This window comes from Paraburkholderia sp. EB58 (assembly GCF_050436665.1).
Classification (GTDB): Bacteria; Pseudomonadota; Gammaproteobacteria; order Burkholderiales; family Burkholderiaceae; genus Paraburkholderia.
In genome coordinates, this window is sequence record NZ_JBNDMQ010000025.1 from 40782 (window position 1) to 58371 (window position 17590).

Sequence of the window (17590 nt, forward strand, 5' to 3'; positions counted from 1 at the left end):
GCGTCTACGAAGCTGCATCGGCGGAGGTCGCGGAGGCCCCCGAGGCGCCGTCCTGGGCCCGCTTGTGATGGGCATGGGCGCCGCTCGCGGCACCCGCTTCGGAGGCTTCCGATCCTGCCTCAGAGCCCGAGGCGGCCGACGCTCCCGACGCTCCCGAGGCCGCACGCGCGGGGGCTGCCTTGATCGGCGCGCCGTCGCTCAGGCGGTCGGTGCCGTCCGTCACCACGATGTTGCCGGCCGAGAGCCCCGACGCGATGACGGTGTTCTTGCCGTCGCTCGGTCCGAGGGTGACCTTATGCACGGAGACCGTGTTGTTGGCGTTCACGAGGTAGACATAGTCGCCCGGCGCGCCGGTCTGCACCGCCGGGGTCGGCACCAGCACGGCGTTTTGCAGCGTGTCGACCAGCAGCTTGATGTTGACGAACTCGTTCGGGAACAGCGCCTCGTCGTCGTTGGCAAAGGTGGCCCGCAAGGTCACCGTGCCCGTCGCCGTCGCCATCTGGTTGCTCACCGCGTACAGCATGCCGGTGGCGATCTGCCTGGAGTTGTCGCTGCTGTAGGCCGTGACCGGCAGGTTCGCGCCCGTGCCCATGCGTTGCAGCACGCTCGCGAGCGAGTCCTGCGGCACGGTGAATTGCACCGTGGTCGGCTTCATGGTGGTGATGACCACGATGCCCGGCGAGGACGAAGCGGTCACATAGTTACCCGGGTCGACGAGGCGCAGGCCGACGCGCCCGGAAACCGGCGCGGTGATATGGCAATAGGCCAGATCGAGGTCGAACTGCGCGATGTTCGCGAGATCCGACTTGACCGCGGCCTCGTCCTGCTGGACGAGGAACTGCTGGTCGACGAAGGTCTGTTCGGCGATCGACTTATGCTCGTTCAACTGGGTGAAGCGGGCGAGGTCGGAGCGGGCCTGGGCGAGCGCGGCGCGGTCCTTGGCGAGCTGTGCCTCGGCCTGCTGCTTGTCGATCTCATACTGGCGCGGATCGATCTGGGCGAGGAACTGGCCCTTCTGCACGTCCTGGCCTTCGTGATAACCGACGGCGGTCAGATAGCCGCTCAGTTGCGGCAGCACCGTGACGGTCGCGACGGGTGTCACCGTGCCGAGTTCGCTGAGGGTCTCCGGCATGGAGCCGAGTGTGGCGGTGGCCGTCGTCACCACTTGCGCCGCCGCGGCGCGGACCGGCTTCTTCTGGCGCAGCACGTGCACAACCACGACCGCAATCAGCACCAGCACTATGACCGCGAACAAGATTAACCCGCGGCGTGAGCGCTTCGGCTGCGTGGACACGGCTTCGCTCATATCTTTCTCCGGAAAACTTTTATTGCTATTGACGATTATTGGTTTGACCCGGCACAACCCGGCCGGACCGGCAAGAACTACTGGCACTGCTTTCGCAACCGGTTCATCTGCCCGGTTCGGGGTAGCAGGCCGCGGCGGGAAGGCCGGATTTGCCGCAACTGCGCAAAGTGCCACGTTTACTGCGTGTTGTCACCATTGAGCCGCTCTTTGACAAATGTTCGACCCGGGCTGTGCTATGCGCATTGCGTTGACCTGGAGTTGCAGAGGCCTCATGACGACTCCTCCTGCGGCTTGCCCTCGGGCACGAACATATAGCCGCGGCCGCGCACGGTCTGGATGAAGCGCGGCGCGGACGGATCAGCTTCGAGGATGCGGCGCAGGCGCCACACCTGCACGTCGATGCCGCGGTCGGTGCCGTCGTATTCCGGACCGTGCAGCAGTTCGAGCAGACGCTCGCGGTTGAGGGCATGGTGCGGATGGTCTACCAGGATGCGCAGCAGGGCAAACACGCCGTCCGGCAGCATGATCGGCCGGCCGCGCTGGCTTAGCGTGCGCGACTGGAAGTCGAGCATGAAGCTGCCGAAGTTGAACGGCTCGCGGTGTTCCGGCGCGGCGGCGGACGGCGTCGTGCGGCGCCGCAGCACCGCCTGGATACGGGCGAGCAGTTCGCGCGGATTGAAGGGCTTGGCGAGAAAGTCGTCCGCGCCCAGTTCGAGGCCGATGATCCGGTCGACCTCGTCGGCCTTGGCGGTAAGGATGATAACCGGCAGGTCGTCGCCGGTGGCGCGCAGCTTGCGCAGCGCGGTCAGGCCATCGATATCCGACATCATGAGGTCGAGCACGATCAGATCCGGACGTTCGCGTTCAAGCCGGCGCTCGAGCGAGGCGGCATCGTGCAGCACGGAAACCTCGAAGCCCGCACCGCCCAGATAGTTGCGCAGCAGATCGCGCAGATCAGCGTCGTCGTCGACAACCAGAATTTGGATAGCCATGCGTGCGAGTTTAATGTGCCAGGGCGGTCTCACCGACTATCGAGGGCCTTGAAAGGATTGCGAGGAGTTACTACGAGGGCGCTGTGTAATCGGCTGTAATGGTTCCAACCGTTCTGAAAGACACGACGCCGCGAAGTTTTAAAAACGTAATGCGATGAAAGTATTTAGTCAGGATTGCGACAGGCCGCTCATCGAAGAAACGCGGCCTGCGCCAAGCTGGCAGCGGCGTGGCAGCAAGCTGGCAGCGGTGTCAGAAAGACGTGCCAATCTGGAACTGGAATTTCTGGTACTGGTCGCCGGCGTGCTTGACGATCGGTAAGCCGAAGTCGAGCTTGAGCGGACCAATTGGGGAAATCCATTCGAGACCGGCGCCATAGCTGTAGCGCAAGCCGTTGGCGCCCACGCTGTTGCCTTCTGTGCCCCAGACGTTGCCGCCGTCGACGAAGGTGAACACGCGCAGCGTGCGGTCGTAGCCGGTGCCCGGCAATGGGAACGTCAGTTCGATGTTGCCCACCAGCATCTTCGAACCGCCGATCGGGTCGCCCGTCGTCGCGTCGCGTGGACCCAGCGAACTCGGCTCATAGCCGCGCACCGATCCGATACCGCCCGCGTAGTAGTTCTTGAAGATCGGGTAGGGCTCGCCGCCGAGACCATTACCGTAACCGCCCTGGAAGTTCAGGCCCAGCACGAAGCCTTTGGCAAATGAGTAGTAATACTGCGCCTGCAGGTCGGCCTTGTAGTAGTTGGTGCGGGCGAGCGGCGTACCGTACTCGGCGTTGAACTGCGTGAAGTACCCGCGGCTCGGCACCAGGGCGCTGTCGCGATTGTCGCGCGACCAGCCTACCGTCAGCGGCACGTTGTTCGAGACGCGGCCGAACGAGTTCACATAGTCGATATAGCTTTGCGGTGTGGTCGAGTCGACGTCGAGGCGGTTCTGTTCAATGCCCGTGCCGAAGTAGACCATGTCCGATTCGGAGAACGGCACGCCGAACTTGAGGTCCGCGCCGAGCGTGATGATGCGGAAGCTGGTATCGGTTACGTTCGAGTAGTACAGCGGTTCGCTGGTGCGGTAGTAGACGTCGGTAATGCGCTTGATGCCGTCCACGGTGAAATACGGGTCCACCTGGGTCACCGTCAGCGTGCGGAACGTCGTTGCCGTGTTCACGTTGACCGCGAGGCTTGTGCCCGAACCGAACACGTTGTCCTGCGACACGCCCGCCGAAATGATCGGGCCTTCGCCGGAACCGTAGCCGAGACCCAGAGTCACTGAACCGGTCGGCTTTTCTGTCACCTTGACGTTGATGTCGACTTCGTCGGCGGTGCCTTCGACCGGCACGGTGGTGACATCAACGTCGGTGAAATAGCCGAGACGGTTGATGCGGTCTTTCGACAGCGCAAGGCGGCTGGAGTCAAACCACGAGCTTTCGAGCTGGCGCATTTCGCGGCGGATCACTTCGTCGCGCGTGCGGGTGTTGCCGACGATGTTGATGGTTCGCACGTACACCCGGCGGCTCGGGTCGACCTGCAGCGTCAGGTCGACCGTGTGGTTTTTCTGGTCGATCTGCGGCTGCGCGTTCACCGTGGCAAATGCATAACCGTATTCGCCGAGCTTGTCGACCATCGCCTTGGTGGCGGCTTTCAGTTTGGCCGCCGAGAAGCGGTCGCCCGCCTTGATCTTGACCAGCTTCTGCAGCTCCGCCTGCCGGTCCAGCAGGTTGCCCGCCAGATGGATGCCGGAAATCGTGTACGGCTCACCCTCGTGCAGCGTGAGCGTCAGGTACATATCCTTCTTGTCCGGCGACAGCGACACCTGGGTTGAATCGATGTTGAACTCGAGGTAGCCGCGATCCAGATAGTACGAGCGTATGTTCTCGAGGTCGGTGGTCAGCTTGTCTTTCGAGTACAGGTCGTTCTTCGTGTACCACGAGAACCAGTTCGGCGTGGACTGCTGCATTTCATCGCGCAGCGTGCCGTCGCTGAACACCTTGTTGCCGATGAAATTGACCTGGCGGATCTTCGCGCTCGGACCTTCGATTACCGAGAACAGCAGGCCGACGCGGTCGCGGTCGATCGGCGTGACGGTGGTCGTGACTTCGGCGGCGTAGTAGCCGTGCGTCAGGTACTGACGTTTCAGTTCCTGCTGGGCGCGGTCCACCAGCGACTTGTCGTAATAGCGCCCTAGCGACAGCCCGACCGAGTTCAGCGCCTTGGTCAGGTTGTCCTTGTCGAATTCGTGGAGACCCGAGAAGTCGATCGTACCGATCGCCGGACGCTCCTGCACCTGCACGATGACGACATCGCCATCGGTCGAAATCTTGACGTCGTTGAAGAATCCGGTTGCGTAGAGAGCGCGGATGGCGTCGGACGCCTTGTCGTCGGTGAAGGTGTCGCCCTGCTTGATGGACAGATACGAGAAAACAGTGTTCGGTTCGACGCGTTGCAAGCCTTCGAGCCGGATGTCCCGCACCACGAACGGCGTGGTGGCGAAAGCTGAGACCGTGGTGACGCTCAGGCCGACCAATGTCAGCGCACGCGCGCAACGGGCCGATAGTGTTTCAAAGTTCATACAGGCTGACAGGAGAGACACACAATATGAGGATCGCAGACGCATCTTTCGCCAATGTCTGATGTGCGACGGTGGTTTTTGACGGCTTGTTTTCGAGGTGTCAGGGAGCACGGCGGCGCTATTGCAACCGTGCGGCGGATGCTTCGTCCACCTTGGCAAGGCCGGTCACGAGCGAGAGCACCTCGGTCATATGGCGCGCGTCGGCGCGGTGCATCCGGAACGACAGTTCTGCGCCGCCCGGCAGGCGAAACGTCAGCACGAGGTGCGTGGTCTCGCCTTTGTCCTTGCCGACGGCCCATGCTTCGCACGGCATGGTGAACTTCACGTCGTCCTTCTTCTGGCGCACCCGCTCGGACCAGCCGATGGCGTTCGAGATGGCCGCCAGCAGCTCGTGCATGACCGAGTAGTGCAAGGCAATGCTGTCAGGCTGATTGCCTTTGAGCATCAGGTACTGACCGTCGCCAGTCAGTTCGAAGGAATGCAGGGAATGGATCGCCAGGGCAACCGGCTGTGACATAAGAGCGCTCCCGAACAACATTGGAGAGCGAGTCTAGGCTCGCGGGTGCCGCTCAAGGTTACCTACGGATTACCGATTCTTCCTTTCAGCAAGGTGCGGTTCGGGGCGCGATGTGAAAGGCGTGACACGCTGGAGTGCGCGGCGATCTGGAGCGAGGGGAGAGGGTGGCCGGGCGAGCACCGAACCCATTTGAGTGGGCTCGTCCGGCGCAAGGGAGAGGGTGTTGAACTGAGGAGCTAACGCCCCGTGGCTCTACCAACGACGATGTGCGTACCAGTCATGACGGGACCACCAGCGACGCCCGTCCCAGTAGTTACCGCCGTGCCAGCCGATCACAACACTCGGTGCGATCACCGGCATGCCCACTGGCTGATAGGCGACCACGGCTGGCGGCGGTGCGTAGACCGGTTGAGGCGCGACGTAGACAGGGGCAGGTGCGACGTAAACCGGCGCCGGGACGGCGAAGTTGAGTCCGACCGAAACACCCGCGTTGGCCATTTGCGATGCCCCGAGGATGAGTGCCCCGAGTCCGAGGCTGACTAACAGTTTGCTTTTCATGTTGACCTCCAAATCAGGGGAGAAGACAGCTTCACTGTAGTCCGCCGGCGCGCGTCTTGAGTTACGCAAGTGCAACAAAGTTGACGGTTGAAATTTTTGTTTTTTACCGCCGGCAGGCGCTCTGGCGCGTGCTGCCTGGCGCTGCCGCACGCGCAGACCGCGCCGCCGCAACGGATGGTAATAAGCGTAAGTGCTTCGCAACAGGAAGGACGATCGGGTGGGGTGCCAGAGCGACATCAATGCCTTTGCAGGCCTGCGAAACCGCCGCCTCAGGACAGGCGCAAATGAACGCCGCTCGAAAGAAAGGTGACAACCGCGAGCGCAAGACTGCTGATCACGGCATAGCAAGCCCCTAGCAGCACCCCACGCGCCACTTGCGGCCACCAGCTTCCGCCATACACGCGCTTGAGGGCGACGATCAGGTAGGCAAGGATCACCAACGCCGACCAGGCCGCATAGGCGCTGACGCCGGGTATCAGACACACCAGAAATACCGCGAAAATGAACGCATGCAGATGCACGGTGAAGAGCAGATGCATGCCGTAGTGCTGGCGTCTGCGCCGATAGACCAGCGCGCACATTGCCGCAAACACCGGCATCAGCACGAACACCGCATAGGGTAAGCGATGCAGCAGGTGTTCGCTGAATTCGGCAAGCTTGTCGGGCTGGTCCAGCACGCTCATCACGCTGGAGGCGAAGCTCAGCACCTGCTTGTCGTCCGCGTCGGACTCGGAGGCGGCGAGGGCGCTGAGTGCCTGGGTGGGATGCGCCACCGGCTGATTGTCGATGTACACGAGATGAGGGTGGGTCACCGCGCCGGACCAGCTCAGCAGCAGGAAAAACAGAAAGCTGAACGTGACGTAAAGCGGCAGCGGCATCACGTAGCGCCGCCGCCTGCCTTCCAGATACTCGAGCGTGAGTTGCCCCGGTTTGAGCAGCAACAGTTTGACGGTGGGCAGCAGCTTGCCTTCCGCGGCGACGTAGTGATGCAGGTACTGGTGCGCGAATTCGCGCAAGGTGGGCATTTCGTGGACCGTCTCCTGGCCGCATTGCGCACAGAACGGCCCGTGGACAGGGGCATCGCAGTTAGGGCATGTGGCGGGCAGTTCGTGTGCTGCTTCGTGTGTGTGCGACATGCGGATGCCTGGCCTGGAGTCGTAACAGGCCGCATTCTGACCGCGGGGTCGGGAGGCGTCAACAGGACAGAAATGTACGGCAGACGCTGGACCGTCGGCCCAGCCGAACGGTCCGACGATCGTTGCGCCCGCCAGTCAGGCCGTTGCGACTGCAAGCGGTTTGCCGATCGCGAGGTAATGAAGCAGCGCGATGAGAGGGAACGCGCTCGCGACGATGGCGATCAAGGTCCAGCCACCGTGCTCATACAGGCTGCTCGCCAACGCCGAGCCGATCGCGCCGCCAATGAAAATGCTGGTCATATACAGCGCATTCAGACGGTTGCGGCTCGCCGCATGCAACGCGTAAATCTCACGCTGACCGAGCACCATGTTCATCTGCACGGCGAAATCGAGCACGACGGCCGTGACGACCAGGCCACCCACGCCCCAGGCCGGATGAATCAGCGCAGGCGTATAAGCGAGTGCTGCGATCACCAGCGCAATGAGCGTTGCGCGCACCGAGTGACCCGCATCGGCAAGCCGTCCTGACAGCGGCGCGGAGGTTGCGCCCACCGCGCCGACGAGCGCGAACAGCGCGATAGCGTTCTGCGACAGCCCATAGTGACGCGTCAACTCGATTGGCACGGCGGTCCAGAAGAGACTGAAGGTGGCGAACATCAGCCCTTGGTATAGCGAGCGATGGCGCAGCACCGGCATGGTCACGACCAGATGCTCGAGCGAACGGATCAACTGGAAGTAGGTGGCCTGATGCGAGGGTTGACGGCGCGGAATGGTCAGCGCGAGCACGGTCGTGACGATGGCCATCAGCACCGCTGCCGAACCGAACACCGCGCGCCAGCCAAAATGCCCGGCCACCACGCTTGAAATCGGCCGCGACAGCAGGATGCCGAGCAAGAGGCCACTCATGATGTTGCCGACCACACGGCCACGCGATTCATCTGGCGCGAGATGCGCGGCGAGCGGAATCAGGATCTGCACGGCAACCGAGCTAAAGCCCACCAGCAACGAAACGGCCAGAAACGCGCTCGGCTGGCGCGTCACCGCGGCCAGCGCGAGACTGATGATCGAGACTAGCGCCGTGGTGATCATCAACCGGCGGTTTTCTAACAGATCGCCGAGCGGCACCAGAAAAAACAATCCGAAGGCGTAGCCGATCTGCGTGAGCGAGACGATCAGACTGGCCGTGCCGCCCGTCATGTGGATGTCCGGCGCGATCAGTTCGGTAATCGGCTGCGCGTAGTAGAGGTTGGCGACGATCGCGCCGCAACAGAATGCGAACAGCGCGGTCAGGCTGCGGGTTAGCTGGACGGCGCCGCCGTTCGAGGCGGCGGCAGATGCGTTGGACGTCATGGTGAATCCCTGAGGGGCAAATTACGCATAGGATATCGGTTGCGATTAATGAGTAGAATAGCCTCAAAGAGCAAATTCACGTTGCGTGCAGCGCAACGCAAGCACGGCCTGAGATCACCGCTAGCGCTCGCCGATGTAGTCATCAAGGAGGTCGACAAGTGGACAAGCTGCTTGCCTTGAATACCCTGCTGGAAGTCGCGGAGGCCGGTGGCTTTTCCAAGGCGGCGCAGCGCCTTGGTGTCGCGACCTCGTCCGTGACCCGGCTGATGGACGCGCTCGAAGCCTCGCTCGGCACCGCCTTGCTGACCCGCACAACGCGGCGCGTTAGCCTGACCGACGCCGGCACGGCCTACGTCGAGCAGATCAGCAAGGTGCTGGACGATCTGGCGGTCGCCGACGACAGCATCTTCGATAGCGGTGCGTCGCCCGTCGGCGTGTTGCGCATCTCCGTGCCGACCGCCTATAGCCGGCTGCAACTGGCGCCCCATCTGACGAACTTCCTCGCCGACTATCCGCGCGTGGTGCTCGACGTGGTGGTTGGCGACTACTACTTGGATCTCGCCGCCGAGCGGATCGATGTCGCAGTTCGCATCGGCTTGCCGTCACGCGATGAAAACCTGGTGATCAGGAAGCTCGCCGACAACGCGCGCTTTGTGGTCGCGAGTCACGCGTATTTCGAGCGCTGCGGCATGCCGTCCGAACCTCAAGCGCTTGCCGCCCATGAATGCCTGCGCTTTGGGTATGGCGGAACGCATCGGCCGGCGCGTCAGGTGTGGACTTTCCTTCAAGGCGAGACGGAGCAGCGCGTCGAAGTAGGCGGCCACCTGATCGCCAATAACCCTGACGTTCTGCTCGATGCGGTTCTGGCGGGCCGCGGCATTGCTTTGCTGCCGGAATGGCTGGTGGCCTCGGAGATCCGCGCGGGACGCCTCCTGCGCCTCTTTGCCAATACTGAGGTCAATCCGCACGCCGGCCGGTCGGTGATCTATGCGGCTTACCTGCCGAATCGCCGTCATTCGAGCAAGGTGCGCACCTTCGTGCAGTTTCTGCAGGAGCGCGTTCAACCGCTCCCGGAGGCGTGAGCGGTTGAACACGCTGTCTGCTTCCGTACAGGCGGTAGGCCTCAGTGCATTGCCGCCTGCATCAGCAAGCGGAACGGCAGCGCAAGCAGCATCGCGCCCGCCACACCCACGCACCACAGGGCGACGAACCAGAACACGCGCTTGAGCCGCCCATGAGGGGGCTGATTCGCCGCTTCCGGTTGGGTAGACGACGCGGCAGAATTACGCGGTGTCGGGAGCCAGGAGAGTCGCATTGCAACGCACCTCGTCGAGCTTAGTGGTACTTCGCACCCGGTGCGGATTTGCCGCGGAACACGTGGTATCCGAGCGTCGTGTAGATGATGATCACCGGTAGGATGATCACCGCGCCCACCAGCGTGAAGAGCTGGCTCGAGCGTGGCGCAGCCGCATCCTGGAGCGTGAGGACGTTGGGTATCGCATACGGCCGGATACTGACAAGCAGGCCAATATACCCGAGCAGAATCAGCAGCAGCGCCAGCAGAAACGGCGTGTTGTCGTGATGGCGCCGTAGCGCCCGGAACATGAATAGTGCGGTAATCACGACGAGAAACGGCACGGGCAGCAAGCGGTACAGCAGACCCGAATCGAACCAGCGCTGCGCGATTTTTGCGTCGGTGAGCGGCGTCCAGATGGAGACGACCACCATAAACGCGAGCAGCACGATGGTGAGCGGACGCACCACCTCATGCAGACGGTGCTGCAGGTCACCCTCCGTTTTCATGATAAGCCAGCACGCACCGAGCAGCGAATAGGTAGCCATCAGGCCGAAACCGGTAAGCAAACTAAACGGTGTGAGCCAGAAGAACGAAGGTCCAGCGAACACGCCGTCTGTCACCGGAATGCCCTGCAGATAGGCGCCCAGAATGACACCCTGAAAGAACGAAGCGCCGCCCGATCCAGCGATGAACGCGAGGTTCCAGAGGTTCTTGGTGCGGGTCGCTTTCTCGCGGATCTCGAAGGAAACGCCGCGAAAAATCAGGCACACCAGCATGGTGACGATGGGCAGATACAGCGCCGACAGCACGATCGAATACACCGCGGGAAACGCCGCGAATAGCGCGGCGCCGCCGAGCACCAGCCAGGTTTCGTTACCGTCCCAGACCGGCGCGATCGTGCTGATCATCAGGTCGCGCTCGCCGTCGTCCGGAAAGAACGGAAAGATCAGACCGATGCCGAGATCGAAGCCATCAAGGGCGACATACATGAAGAGCCCCAGGGCGATGATCGCGGCCCAGATAGTCGTCACGTCCATGCTGTGCTCCGCTTCAGATAAGTGAGGGCTGCTGCTGCCCGGCGGTTGTCGCTGGTTGCCGTTGGTTGCATCTGTGGACGCGTCACTCGACCGCGGCGAGCGGACGGCGGCCACTGCTGTTCGCATCGGTGCCTGGCACCGGGCGCGGCGCTCCATCGTCGTACGGCGGCCCGAGTCGCAGCAGCTTGAAGATGTAGAAGATGCCCGTGCAAAACACCAGAAAGTAGACGATCACGAAAATCATCAGCGACACGCTCACGTCCTGTTGGGTCACGGGCGACACCGCTTGCGCCGTACGCAACACGCCGTACACCACCCACGGTTGCCGGCCCATTTCGGTCGTGATCCAGCCGGCGATCAGCGTGATGAAGCCGGCCGGCCCCATCGCCAGCATGCAACGCTGGAACAGCCGGTTTTCGTAGATCCGGCCGCCACGTCGCAGGATGAGGCCGATCACGGCCAGCAGGATCATCAACATGCCGAGGCCCGCCATGATGCGAAACGTCCAGAAGATAACCGACGAATTCGGCCGGTCTTCCGGCGGAAACTCCTTGAGGCCACGAATTTCGCCGTCCCAAGAGTGCGTCAGGATGAGGCTGCCCAGATGCGGAATCTGGATCGCGTAGCGGGTCTCTTCGGCCTGCATGTCCGGAAAGCCGATCAGATTGAGCGCCGTGCCGCCATGTTCCGTTTCCCACAGGCCTTCGATGGCGGCGATCTTCGCCGGTTGGTATTTGCGCGTGTTCAGGCCGTGCTGGTCGCCCACCAGTGCCTGGATCGGAGCCAGCACCAGCAACAGCCACAGGGCCATCGAAAACATGGTCTTGACCGCCGGGTCGCGCCGCCCGCGCAGCAGATGCCATGCCCCGGCGGCGGCGACCAGCAATGCGCCAACGATGAAGGCGGCCATCGCCATATGCGCGAGCCGGTACGGAAACGAGGGGTTGAAGATGATCTTGAACCAGTCGAGCGGAACCACGTGGCCGTTCTCGACCGTGAAGCCCTGCGGCGTCTGCATCCAGCTATTCGAGGCGAGAATCCAGAAGGTCGAGATCAGCGTGCCGATGGCCACCAGCAGGGTGGCGCCGAAGTGCGCGCTGCGCCCCACACGATCCCAGCCGAACAGCATGATGCCGAGAAAGCCCGCTTCGAGAAAGAAGGCTGTCATCACCTCGTAAGTGAGCAGCGGACCCGTAATGGGGCCGGCGAACTTCGCAAAGCCGGCCCAGTTCGTGCCGAACTGATAGGCCATCACGACGCCCGACACCACCCCCATGCCGAAGCCGATCGCGAAGACCTTCGACCAGAACAGGCACAGTTCCTTGTAGTGCAGTTTGCCGGTTTTCAGCCACGCCGCTTCGAGCACCGCGATGAAGCTGGCAAGGCCGATGCTCATCGCAGGGAAAATGATGTGAAACGACACCGTGAAAGCAAACTGCAGGCGCGAAAGATCCAACGCGCTGAGGTTCATCATTGCGGGCTCCCGAAGACGAGGGCTGGCTGGGTTGACGGAGCGACCCCCGATGCACCTAGGCAACATACACGCTTTTTTGAAGCGGTGCCCTTAATCTGCGTTCGCTCGCTGTCGGCGATGTGACAGGAGCCGTGAGGTTAGACCTTACGAATTTCCTTGAACGAGGCGGGAGCGCACGAAGCCGACGTGCTCACGCAAAACGTAAAACGTGTCCGCGTAGGCGAGTGGCATGCGCAGGCTGTTGAGCGACTCCTCGATCTGATCGAGTTCGTGGAACAGAGCGTCGCGTTGCTCCTGTGAGGGCTCCTTCAACGCTTCCCGTTCAATCGCGATCAGCGAGCCGTAATAGCGATAGATGCGCGACCTGACGCGCCAGCGATACAGGGCGGGAATCAGACGCAAGGCCGGAAACAGCAGCACTGCGATCGGCAGCAGAAGAACCAGCGTGCGGTCGCCGACGCTTGCGAGCCAGAACGGTAAGTTACGGTAGAGAAAGCTCTTGCCGGTCTTGTAGTAGCGCTGCGCGTCTTCGCTGATCGGGTATTCATGCTCAACCGCATTGGGGAATTCTCCCGCGTGTTGCAGGAGGCCGGGCATGCCGTGAATCTCCTGGGCGGCTTCTATCAGCAGATCGGAGATGGCGGGGTGCAGGTTGGTACGGGCCACGATTTCCACGGTCGGGCTGATCAGATGGACGGTATCGGCGGGGATGCGGTGCCGCAGATCGAGTACGCCGGGCGGCAGGTCGATTTCATCCAGATACGGGAAGAGACGCGTATAGGCGCTGGCTTCCTCGAAGTTCATCACCGAGATGCCGGGCACGCGCAAGAGCCGCTGCATCAAGGCGCGCGTGGCCGAATCGCCGTTCAGGATGGCTGCGTCGACCTCGCCCGAGACCAGTTTCGTGGCAGCTTGCAAGCCGTCGTCGGGCAAGAGCGGCGTGTCGCCGCCCGGCGCGATGCCGTTCGCCTCCAGCAGTTTAAGCGCCAGCTCGCGTGTGCCGCTGCCTTCGCGGCCAATGGCGATCCGTTTGCCTTCGAGCTGCGCGAGGCGTGTGATGCCGGTGCCGCGATAGAACACCACCACAGGGTCATAAAACACGCTGCCGAGCGACATCAACGTGGACACGGCAAGGCCATCGGCGACGCCGCCTTGCACCAGCGCGATATCCACATGCTGTTTGGGGTCCAGCAGGCGCTGCAGGTTCTGCAGCGAACCGTCCGATTCCAGCACCTTTAGCGTGATGCCGTTGCGCGCGAGGATCTTTTTGTACTCATTGGCGGCGAGCAGAAACGAGCTGTCGTGCGGCCCCGCGCTCATCGTAATCGTATGCGGCGGCGCCGGGTCCACTAGCCAGATCACCAGCGTGATGACGACCACCACGAAGATCGCGATCGGCGCGAACGTCAAGGTCAGATCGCGCAGATCGGCATGGGAATGCTCGCCAGGGAAGTTCGGAGGGCGCGGGCGATGATGTCTCATTGGAGCTCCGTTCGGGTGGCGGGGCCTGTCTTGTCGGGCGAGCTACTCATGTCTGCGCGTATAGCGTAGCAGCAATGGCTATCGTCTGATGTTTGATGTGGGGCTGGCGCGGCCGCGCGTGATGTGTTCCCGTTGCTTCAGAGCCGGGGTGAGGCCCCACGCTACGCTCAATACTGCACGAGTATCGTCACGCGGCGATTGGCTGCGCGCGCAACTGCATCGTCGCCGATCATCAAGGGGATATTGTCGGAGCGGCCGATCGCGGCCAGCCTGTGCGGTTCGATGCCTTTGTCCACGAAGAATCGCACCACGGCGCCGGCGCGAGCGGACGACAGTTCCCAGTTGGATTCGTATTTCGCCGTTGAGATCGGCGTGCTGTCGGTGTGCCCCTCCACCAGAATATTGTGGGTCGAATAGTCCTTTAGCGCCACGGCCACCTGGTCGAGCACGCTGGTCGAATCCGGCAGTAAATGGGCATCTCCGGAGTGAAACAGGATTTTCGCGTTGATGCCGATTTCCACGCTGCCCGGCTCTTCGTCGATATTGATCTGACCTTTGTCGCGCAGTGCTCGCAAGAGCGACAGCAACTCCGTCTTCGAGGCTTGCTGAGGGCCGCTTGCAGGGTTGCGAGCAGCAGTGGAGGCAGCCGCTTGATCTGCCTTGACGCTGTGACTGGATTCGAGGAGCTTGATTTCCATCTCCCGGTTTTTAGCCAGTTGAATCGCGTACAGCGCCAGAAACAGCACCATGAGCGTGGTGACGAGATCCGAGTACGAAAGAAGCCAGCGCTCAGGACTGGCCTCCGCGTCGTCTATCTTCGGATTGCGCTTTTCAGATGCGGTCGCCATGGTGTCCTACGCCAGCAATGCGTTGGATCGCTCGCGCACGTCGCCCGTCAGACGCGTCTCGATGGTTTGCGGCGATTCCCTGCGCGAGATGGCCAGCAAGCCGTCGAAGTACAGTTTGCGGTAGCGCAATTCGCTATCCACCTGCGCCTTGATCTTGCCGTAGATCGGCAGAAACAGCACGTTGGCGAGCGCGAGGCCGTAGAGCGTCGTCACGAACGCAACCGCGACGCCCTGGCCGAGTTGGGCCGGCTCCATAATATGGCCCGTCACCTGGATCAGACCCAGCACTGCACCCAGAATCCCGAAGGTTGGCGCGTAACCGCCCGCTTGCAGCCAGATGCGCGCCGCGGCCATGTGATTGCGTTCGTAGGCGTCCAGTTCGCGTTGCAACGCGTCTTCAATCACGGCGGTGGCAACACCATTGGCGATCAGCTCGAGGCCGCGTTTGGCGAACGGATGAATGCCGGCCGGGTCGATCGACTCGAAGGCGAGCATGCCGTTCAGCTTCGCTTTGTGTCCCCATTCCAGCAGCACGGAGAGGTTGTCCTGATCGACCGGTTTGGCTGTCGTGATGGCGAGCTTGAGTTGCCTGACGCCGTCGGAAAACCGTCCCCAGGTGTTCTGAACCATCACGGCGCCGATCGTCCCGCCGAGCACGATCACAAGGGCTTCGAGCTGGAACAGTGAGGCAAACCTTCCGCCCTCGAGCGAAAAGCCCAGCACAATGGCGGCGATGCCAAGAACGGCACCGCCCAGCGTCAGGAAATCCATAAAAGACCTCGACAGAGCCTAGAGGGTCGAACTGAGGGGCACCGAGGCACTCATCGAAGGCGATTTGACGCTTTTCACCAGATCGATAAAGCGCTGCTCGATTTCCGGAATTTCCAGCGGATCGATCTTGACGTCGCGCCGCATGATCCAGGAGATTTCGTTTTGGCGGGCCCGGGTCATGACCGACAGCAGCCGGTCGGCGATCGAATGATCGGCCATCGCGGTGAGCAGCTTGGCGAGGTCGTAGGTGTCGAAGGCGCTGACGGCGTCGAACAGGGTTCGCTGGTCGATGAATTCCAGGTCGGCGAGCGATTCGAGCTCGCTGGCAGCGCGGATTTTCCGTTTCGAGAAATACGCGGTGCCGTTTTCTTCGATGTAGTTCAACACCTTGGTCTTGCGGAACGCAAAAATATCCTCGGCGATTTCCGAGTGGGAAAGCTTCTTGAGAATCAACTGACGTTCAACGCCGATCAGCGCTTCCAGGTCCGACAGTTCGATCAATTCCAGCTCGCCGGTGATTGCGATATCCAGATCGTGATCGGCCACCTGCTGGGCGCGATCGGTGATCCGGACCGGGTCGAAGCTGACCATGTGGCGGCCCGCTGCGCCCTCGTCACCGGTGGAGCCCTTGCCGGCGAACTCCGGCCGTCCCGCGTCGAAGCTCACCAGATTGAGCTTTTCCATGCGCTTCAACATGGCCATCACATGCAGGCGCGAATGGCCCGCAATCGCGCGGCACTTCTTGATGACTTCGGACAAGGGTACCGACACTTCTTCGGTTGGCGAGCGGCGTGCGCGGCCGTCGCGGTTCTCGGCGCCGGCCATCAGCGCGAGCACGTGAGCATAGGAAAGCACGCCCGGCAGGAAGTCGGCATGCGTATAGGTCGCGAGCAGATCGTCCTTGCGCTTGGCGCGGCGAATGATAGTGCGCACTAGATGGCGAAGCAGCGGCGAGACGCGCTCCAGTTCCTGTTCGACGATGCTGGTGTCGATGATGGTCAGGCGGCAGAAGGTCAGTGCCTTGGCGGTGGAACCGCGCGGCTCGGACGGCAGCAAGGCCGACTCACCGAAGATTTCGCCTTTGCCGAGGGTCGCGAGAACGACCCGTTTTTCGTCACATTGCGTGGAGATTTCGACTTTGCCGTCCGCGATCACATAGATGGCTGAAGTTCCAACGTACCCCTCGGAGTAGATGACTTCGCCCGGAGCGGCGGTCCGCGACCTTGACGATTGTTGCTGATTCAATGTATTCCCCTGCGAGTGTGTGGCCCTGCTCAAGCGGTCTTCTTTGGACTCGCTCTCTGGTGGCAGTCGCTGCTGCCTCTTACCACTGGATAACGACTCGTTCGCCGATCTCTTTAGTGCGTTGACGCGCAATATGTGAGATGCCGCCAATGGCGGGCGCGAGATTGACAACCAACGAAGAACGTGGCGTACGTGCGGCAGAAACTTCAGATCAAGCGCGCAAACGTTTGGCGAGTTTTGCGCGAATATTGCTTTTCGCAGCGCAGAAGTGGGGCGCTTGCCTTTCTGCAACCGGCCGGATGGCGCGCGTGATGATGTACGGACGTCATGATATTAATCAGGATGTCTTAGCAAAATTCAGGGGCGTTGAATTGTTGTGCAGCGGCGCGGGGCAATCTGCCTCGCGCCGTAGTGCGGGTGCACGCTCCGCGCTACGTGGAAACCCCTGGCGCAACTGCCGTGCGGGCAGGGTCTTCCGGCGCTCAGTCCGCTATCCGCTTGTCCGCCAGCGCGTGCTGGCAGTCGGCCAGCACCTGTGTCACGAGCCGCGCCTGGAAATTGAGGTCGTCCGTATCGAGGATTTCTTCGACGGCGTCGCGCGCCCACTCCGCTTCGACAAAACGCGCGTGCCGCCCGGCAATCTCCAGCGCGAGGGCGGAGAGTTTGGCGACGCTCAACCAGTCAGCTTCCCGTAAGTGCCGGTCAAGCCACTTGTGGGCCGCCTGCACGTGAAAGGCCGGTTCCGGCCAGGTCTCATTGAGGTAATAGGCACCGAGGCTCCCGCAGGTGAGCCAGCAAAGCAATTCCACACGGTCACGTGGGCTCAGATGAAGGCGTACATCACTCATGGCGATACTCGCTACGATGAGTTGCGTTCGGTTCCCGACGGTGCGTGAACCGTCCTATGCTGCAACACAACGATAGCACGCGCTGCCCCTAATCTGGAACATCTTGTGCTAGTAGGGGCGAGGCGCCACACAACGGCCGCCGCGGGGAGGGCGGCCAGCGCGC

The 17590-nt window shown here is 62.1% G+C and carries 16 protein-coding genes; 1 reads left to right on the forward strand and 15 read right to left on the reverse strand.

From position 1 onward, the window contains the following. Window positions 1–4 precede the first annotated feature (4 nt). The 7 genes from P3T40_RS29830 to P3T40_RS29860 all read right to left on the reverse strand — a co-directional run bounded on the left by P3T40_RS29830 (window position 5) and on the right by P3T40_RS29860 (window position 8425). The gene (locus tag P3T40_RS29830) at window positions 5–1306 is read right to left on the reverse strand and encodes an efflux RND transporter periplasmic adaptor subunit (RefSeq protein WP_429271302.1); all 1302 of its coding nucleotides are present in this window, start codon (window positions 1304–1306) and stop codon (window positions 5–7) included. Window positions 1307–1575: 269 nt separating this feature from the next. Then, entirely contained in the window at window positions 1576–2298 is a 723-nt protein-coding gene (locus P3T40_RS29835) for a response regulator (protein WP_429271303.1), read from the reverse strand. Between the two features lie 250 nt (window positions 2299–2548). After that, window positions 2549–4864, reverse strand: a complete 2316-nt coding sequence (gene bamA / locus P3T40_RS29840) for an outer membrane protein assembly factor BamA (RefSeq protein WP_429271304.1) — start codon at window positions 4862–4864, stop codon at window positions 2549–2551. 118 nt (window positions 4865–4982) lie between these two features. Beyond that, window positions 4983–5381 (reverse strand): hypothetical protein, encoded by a 399-nt coding sequence (locus P3T40_RS29845; protein WP_429271305.1) that lies wholly within the window; start codon window positions 5379–5381, stop codon window positions 4983–4985. 252 nt (window positions 5382–5633) lie between these two features. Next, window positions 5634–5939, reverse strand: coding sequence for a hypothetical protein (locus P3T40_RS29850; RefSeq protein WP_429271306.1), 306 nt, complete (start codon window positions 5937–5939; stop codon window positions 5634–5636). A 269-nt stretch (window positions 5940–6208) separates the two neighbouring features. Next, the gene (locus P3T40_RS29855; RefSeq protein WP_429271307.1) at window positions 6209–6964 is read right to left on the reverse strand and encodes a DUF3667 domain-containing protein; all 756 of its coding nucleotides are present in this window, start codon (window positions 6962–6964) and stop codon (window positions 6209–6211) included. 246 nt (window positions 6965–7210) lie between these two features. After that, window positions 7211–8425, reverse strand: a complete 1215-nt coding sequence (locus P3T40_RS29860; protein ID WP_429271308.1) for an MFS transporter — start codon at window positions 8423–8425, stop codon at window positions 7211–7213. Between the two features lie 158 nt (window positions 8426–8583). Between P3T40_RS29860 and P3T40_RS29865 the strand changes: the two genes are divergently transcribed. Then, window positions 8584–9507 (forward strand): LysR family transcriptional regulator, encoded by a 924-nt coding sequence (locus tag P3T40_RS29865; protein WP_429271309.1) that lies wholly within the window; start codon window positions 8584–8586, stop codon window positions 9505–9507. A gap of 41 nt (window positions 9508–9548) precedes the next feature. Here P3T40_RS29865 and P3T40_RS29870 read toward each other — a convergent pair whose 3' ends face one another. From P3T40_RS29870 to P3T40_RS29905, 8 genes are all read right to left on the reverse strand, one after another. Continuing rightward, window positions 9549–9740 (reverse strand): hypothetical protein, encoded by a 192-nt coding sequence (locus P3T40_RS29870; RefSeq protein ID WP_429271310.1) that lies wholly within the window; start codon window positions 9738–9740, stop codon window positions 9549–9551. A 20-nt stretch (window positions 9741–9760) separates the two neighbouring features. After that, the gene (cydB, locus tag P3T40_RS29875) at window positions 9761–10759 is read right to left on the reverse strand and encodes a cytochrome d ubiquinol oxidase subunit II (protein WP_429271311.1); all 999 of its coding nucleotides are present in this window, start codon (window positions 10757–10759) and stop codon (window positions 9761–9763) included. An 82-nt stretch (window positions 10760–10841) separates the two neighbouring features. Continuing rightward, a complete protein-coding gene (locus P3T40_RS29880) occupies window positions 10842–12230 on the reverse strand; it encodes a cytochrome ubiquinol oxidase subunit I (protein ID WP_429271386.1) in 1389 nt (462 codons plus the stop codon). 147 nt (window positions 12231–12377) lie between these two features. After that, window positions 12378–13715: a TAXI family TRAP transporter solute-binding subunit gene (locus tag P3T40_RS29885; protein WP_429271312.1), complete on the reverse strand. Its 1338-nt coding sequence runs from the start codon at window positions 13713–13715 to the stop codon at window positions 12378–12380. 167 nt (window positions 13716–13882) lie between these two features. Then, window positions 13883–14563: an OmpA/MotB family protein gene (locus P3T40_RS29890; RefSeq protein WP_429271313.1), complete on the reverse strand. Its 681-nt coding sequence runs from the start codon at window positions 14561–14563 to the stop codon at window positions 13883–13885. A gap of 6 nt (window positions 14564–14569) precedes the next feature. Continuing rightward, window positions 14570–15334: a flagellar motor protein gene (locus P3T40_RS29895; protein WP_429271314.1), complete on the reverse strand. Its 765-nt coding sequence runs from the start codon at window positions 15332–15334 to the stop codon at window positions 14570–14572. An 18-nt stretch (window positions 15335–15352) separates the two neighbouring features. Next, window positions 15353–16579, reverse strand: a complete 1227-nt coding sequence (locus P3T40_RS29900; RefSeq protein WP_429271315.1) for a cyclic nucleotide-binding domain-containing protein — start codon at window positions 16577–16579, stop codon at window positions 15353–15355. Between the two features lie 482 nt (window positions 16580–17061). Continuing rightward, a complete protein-coding gene (locus P3T40_RS29905; RefSeq protein ID WP_429271316.1) occupies window positions 17062–17427 on the reverse strand; it encodes a hypothetical protein in 366 nt (121 codons plus the stop codon). Window positions 17428–17590: the final 163 nt, after the last annotated feature.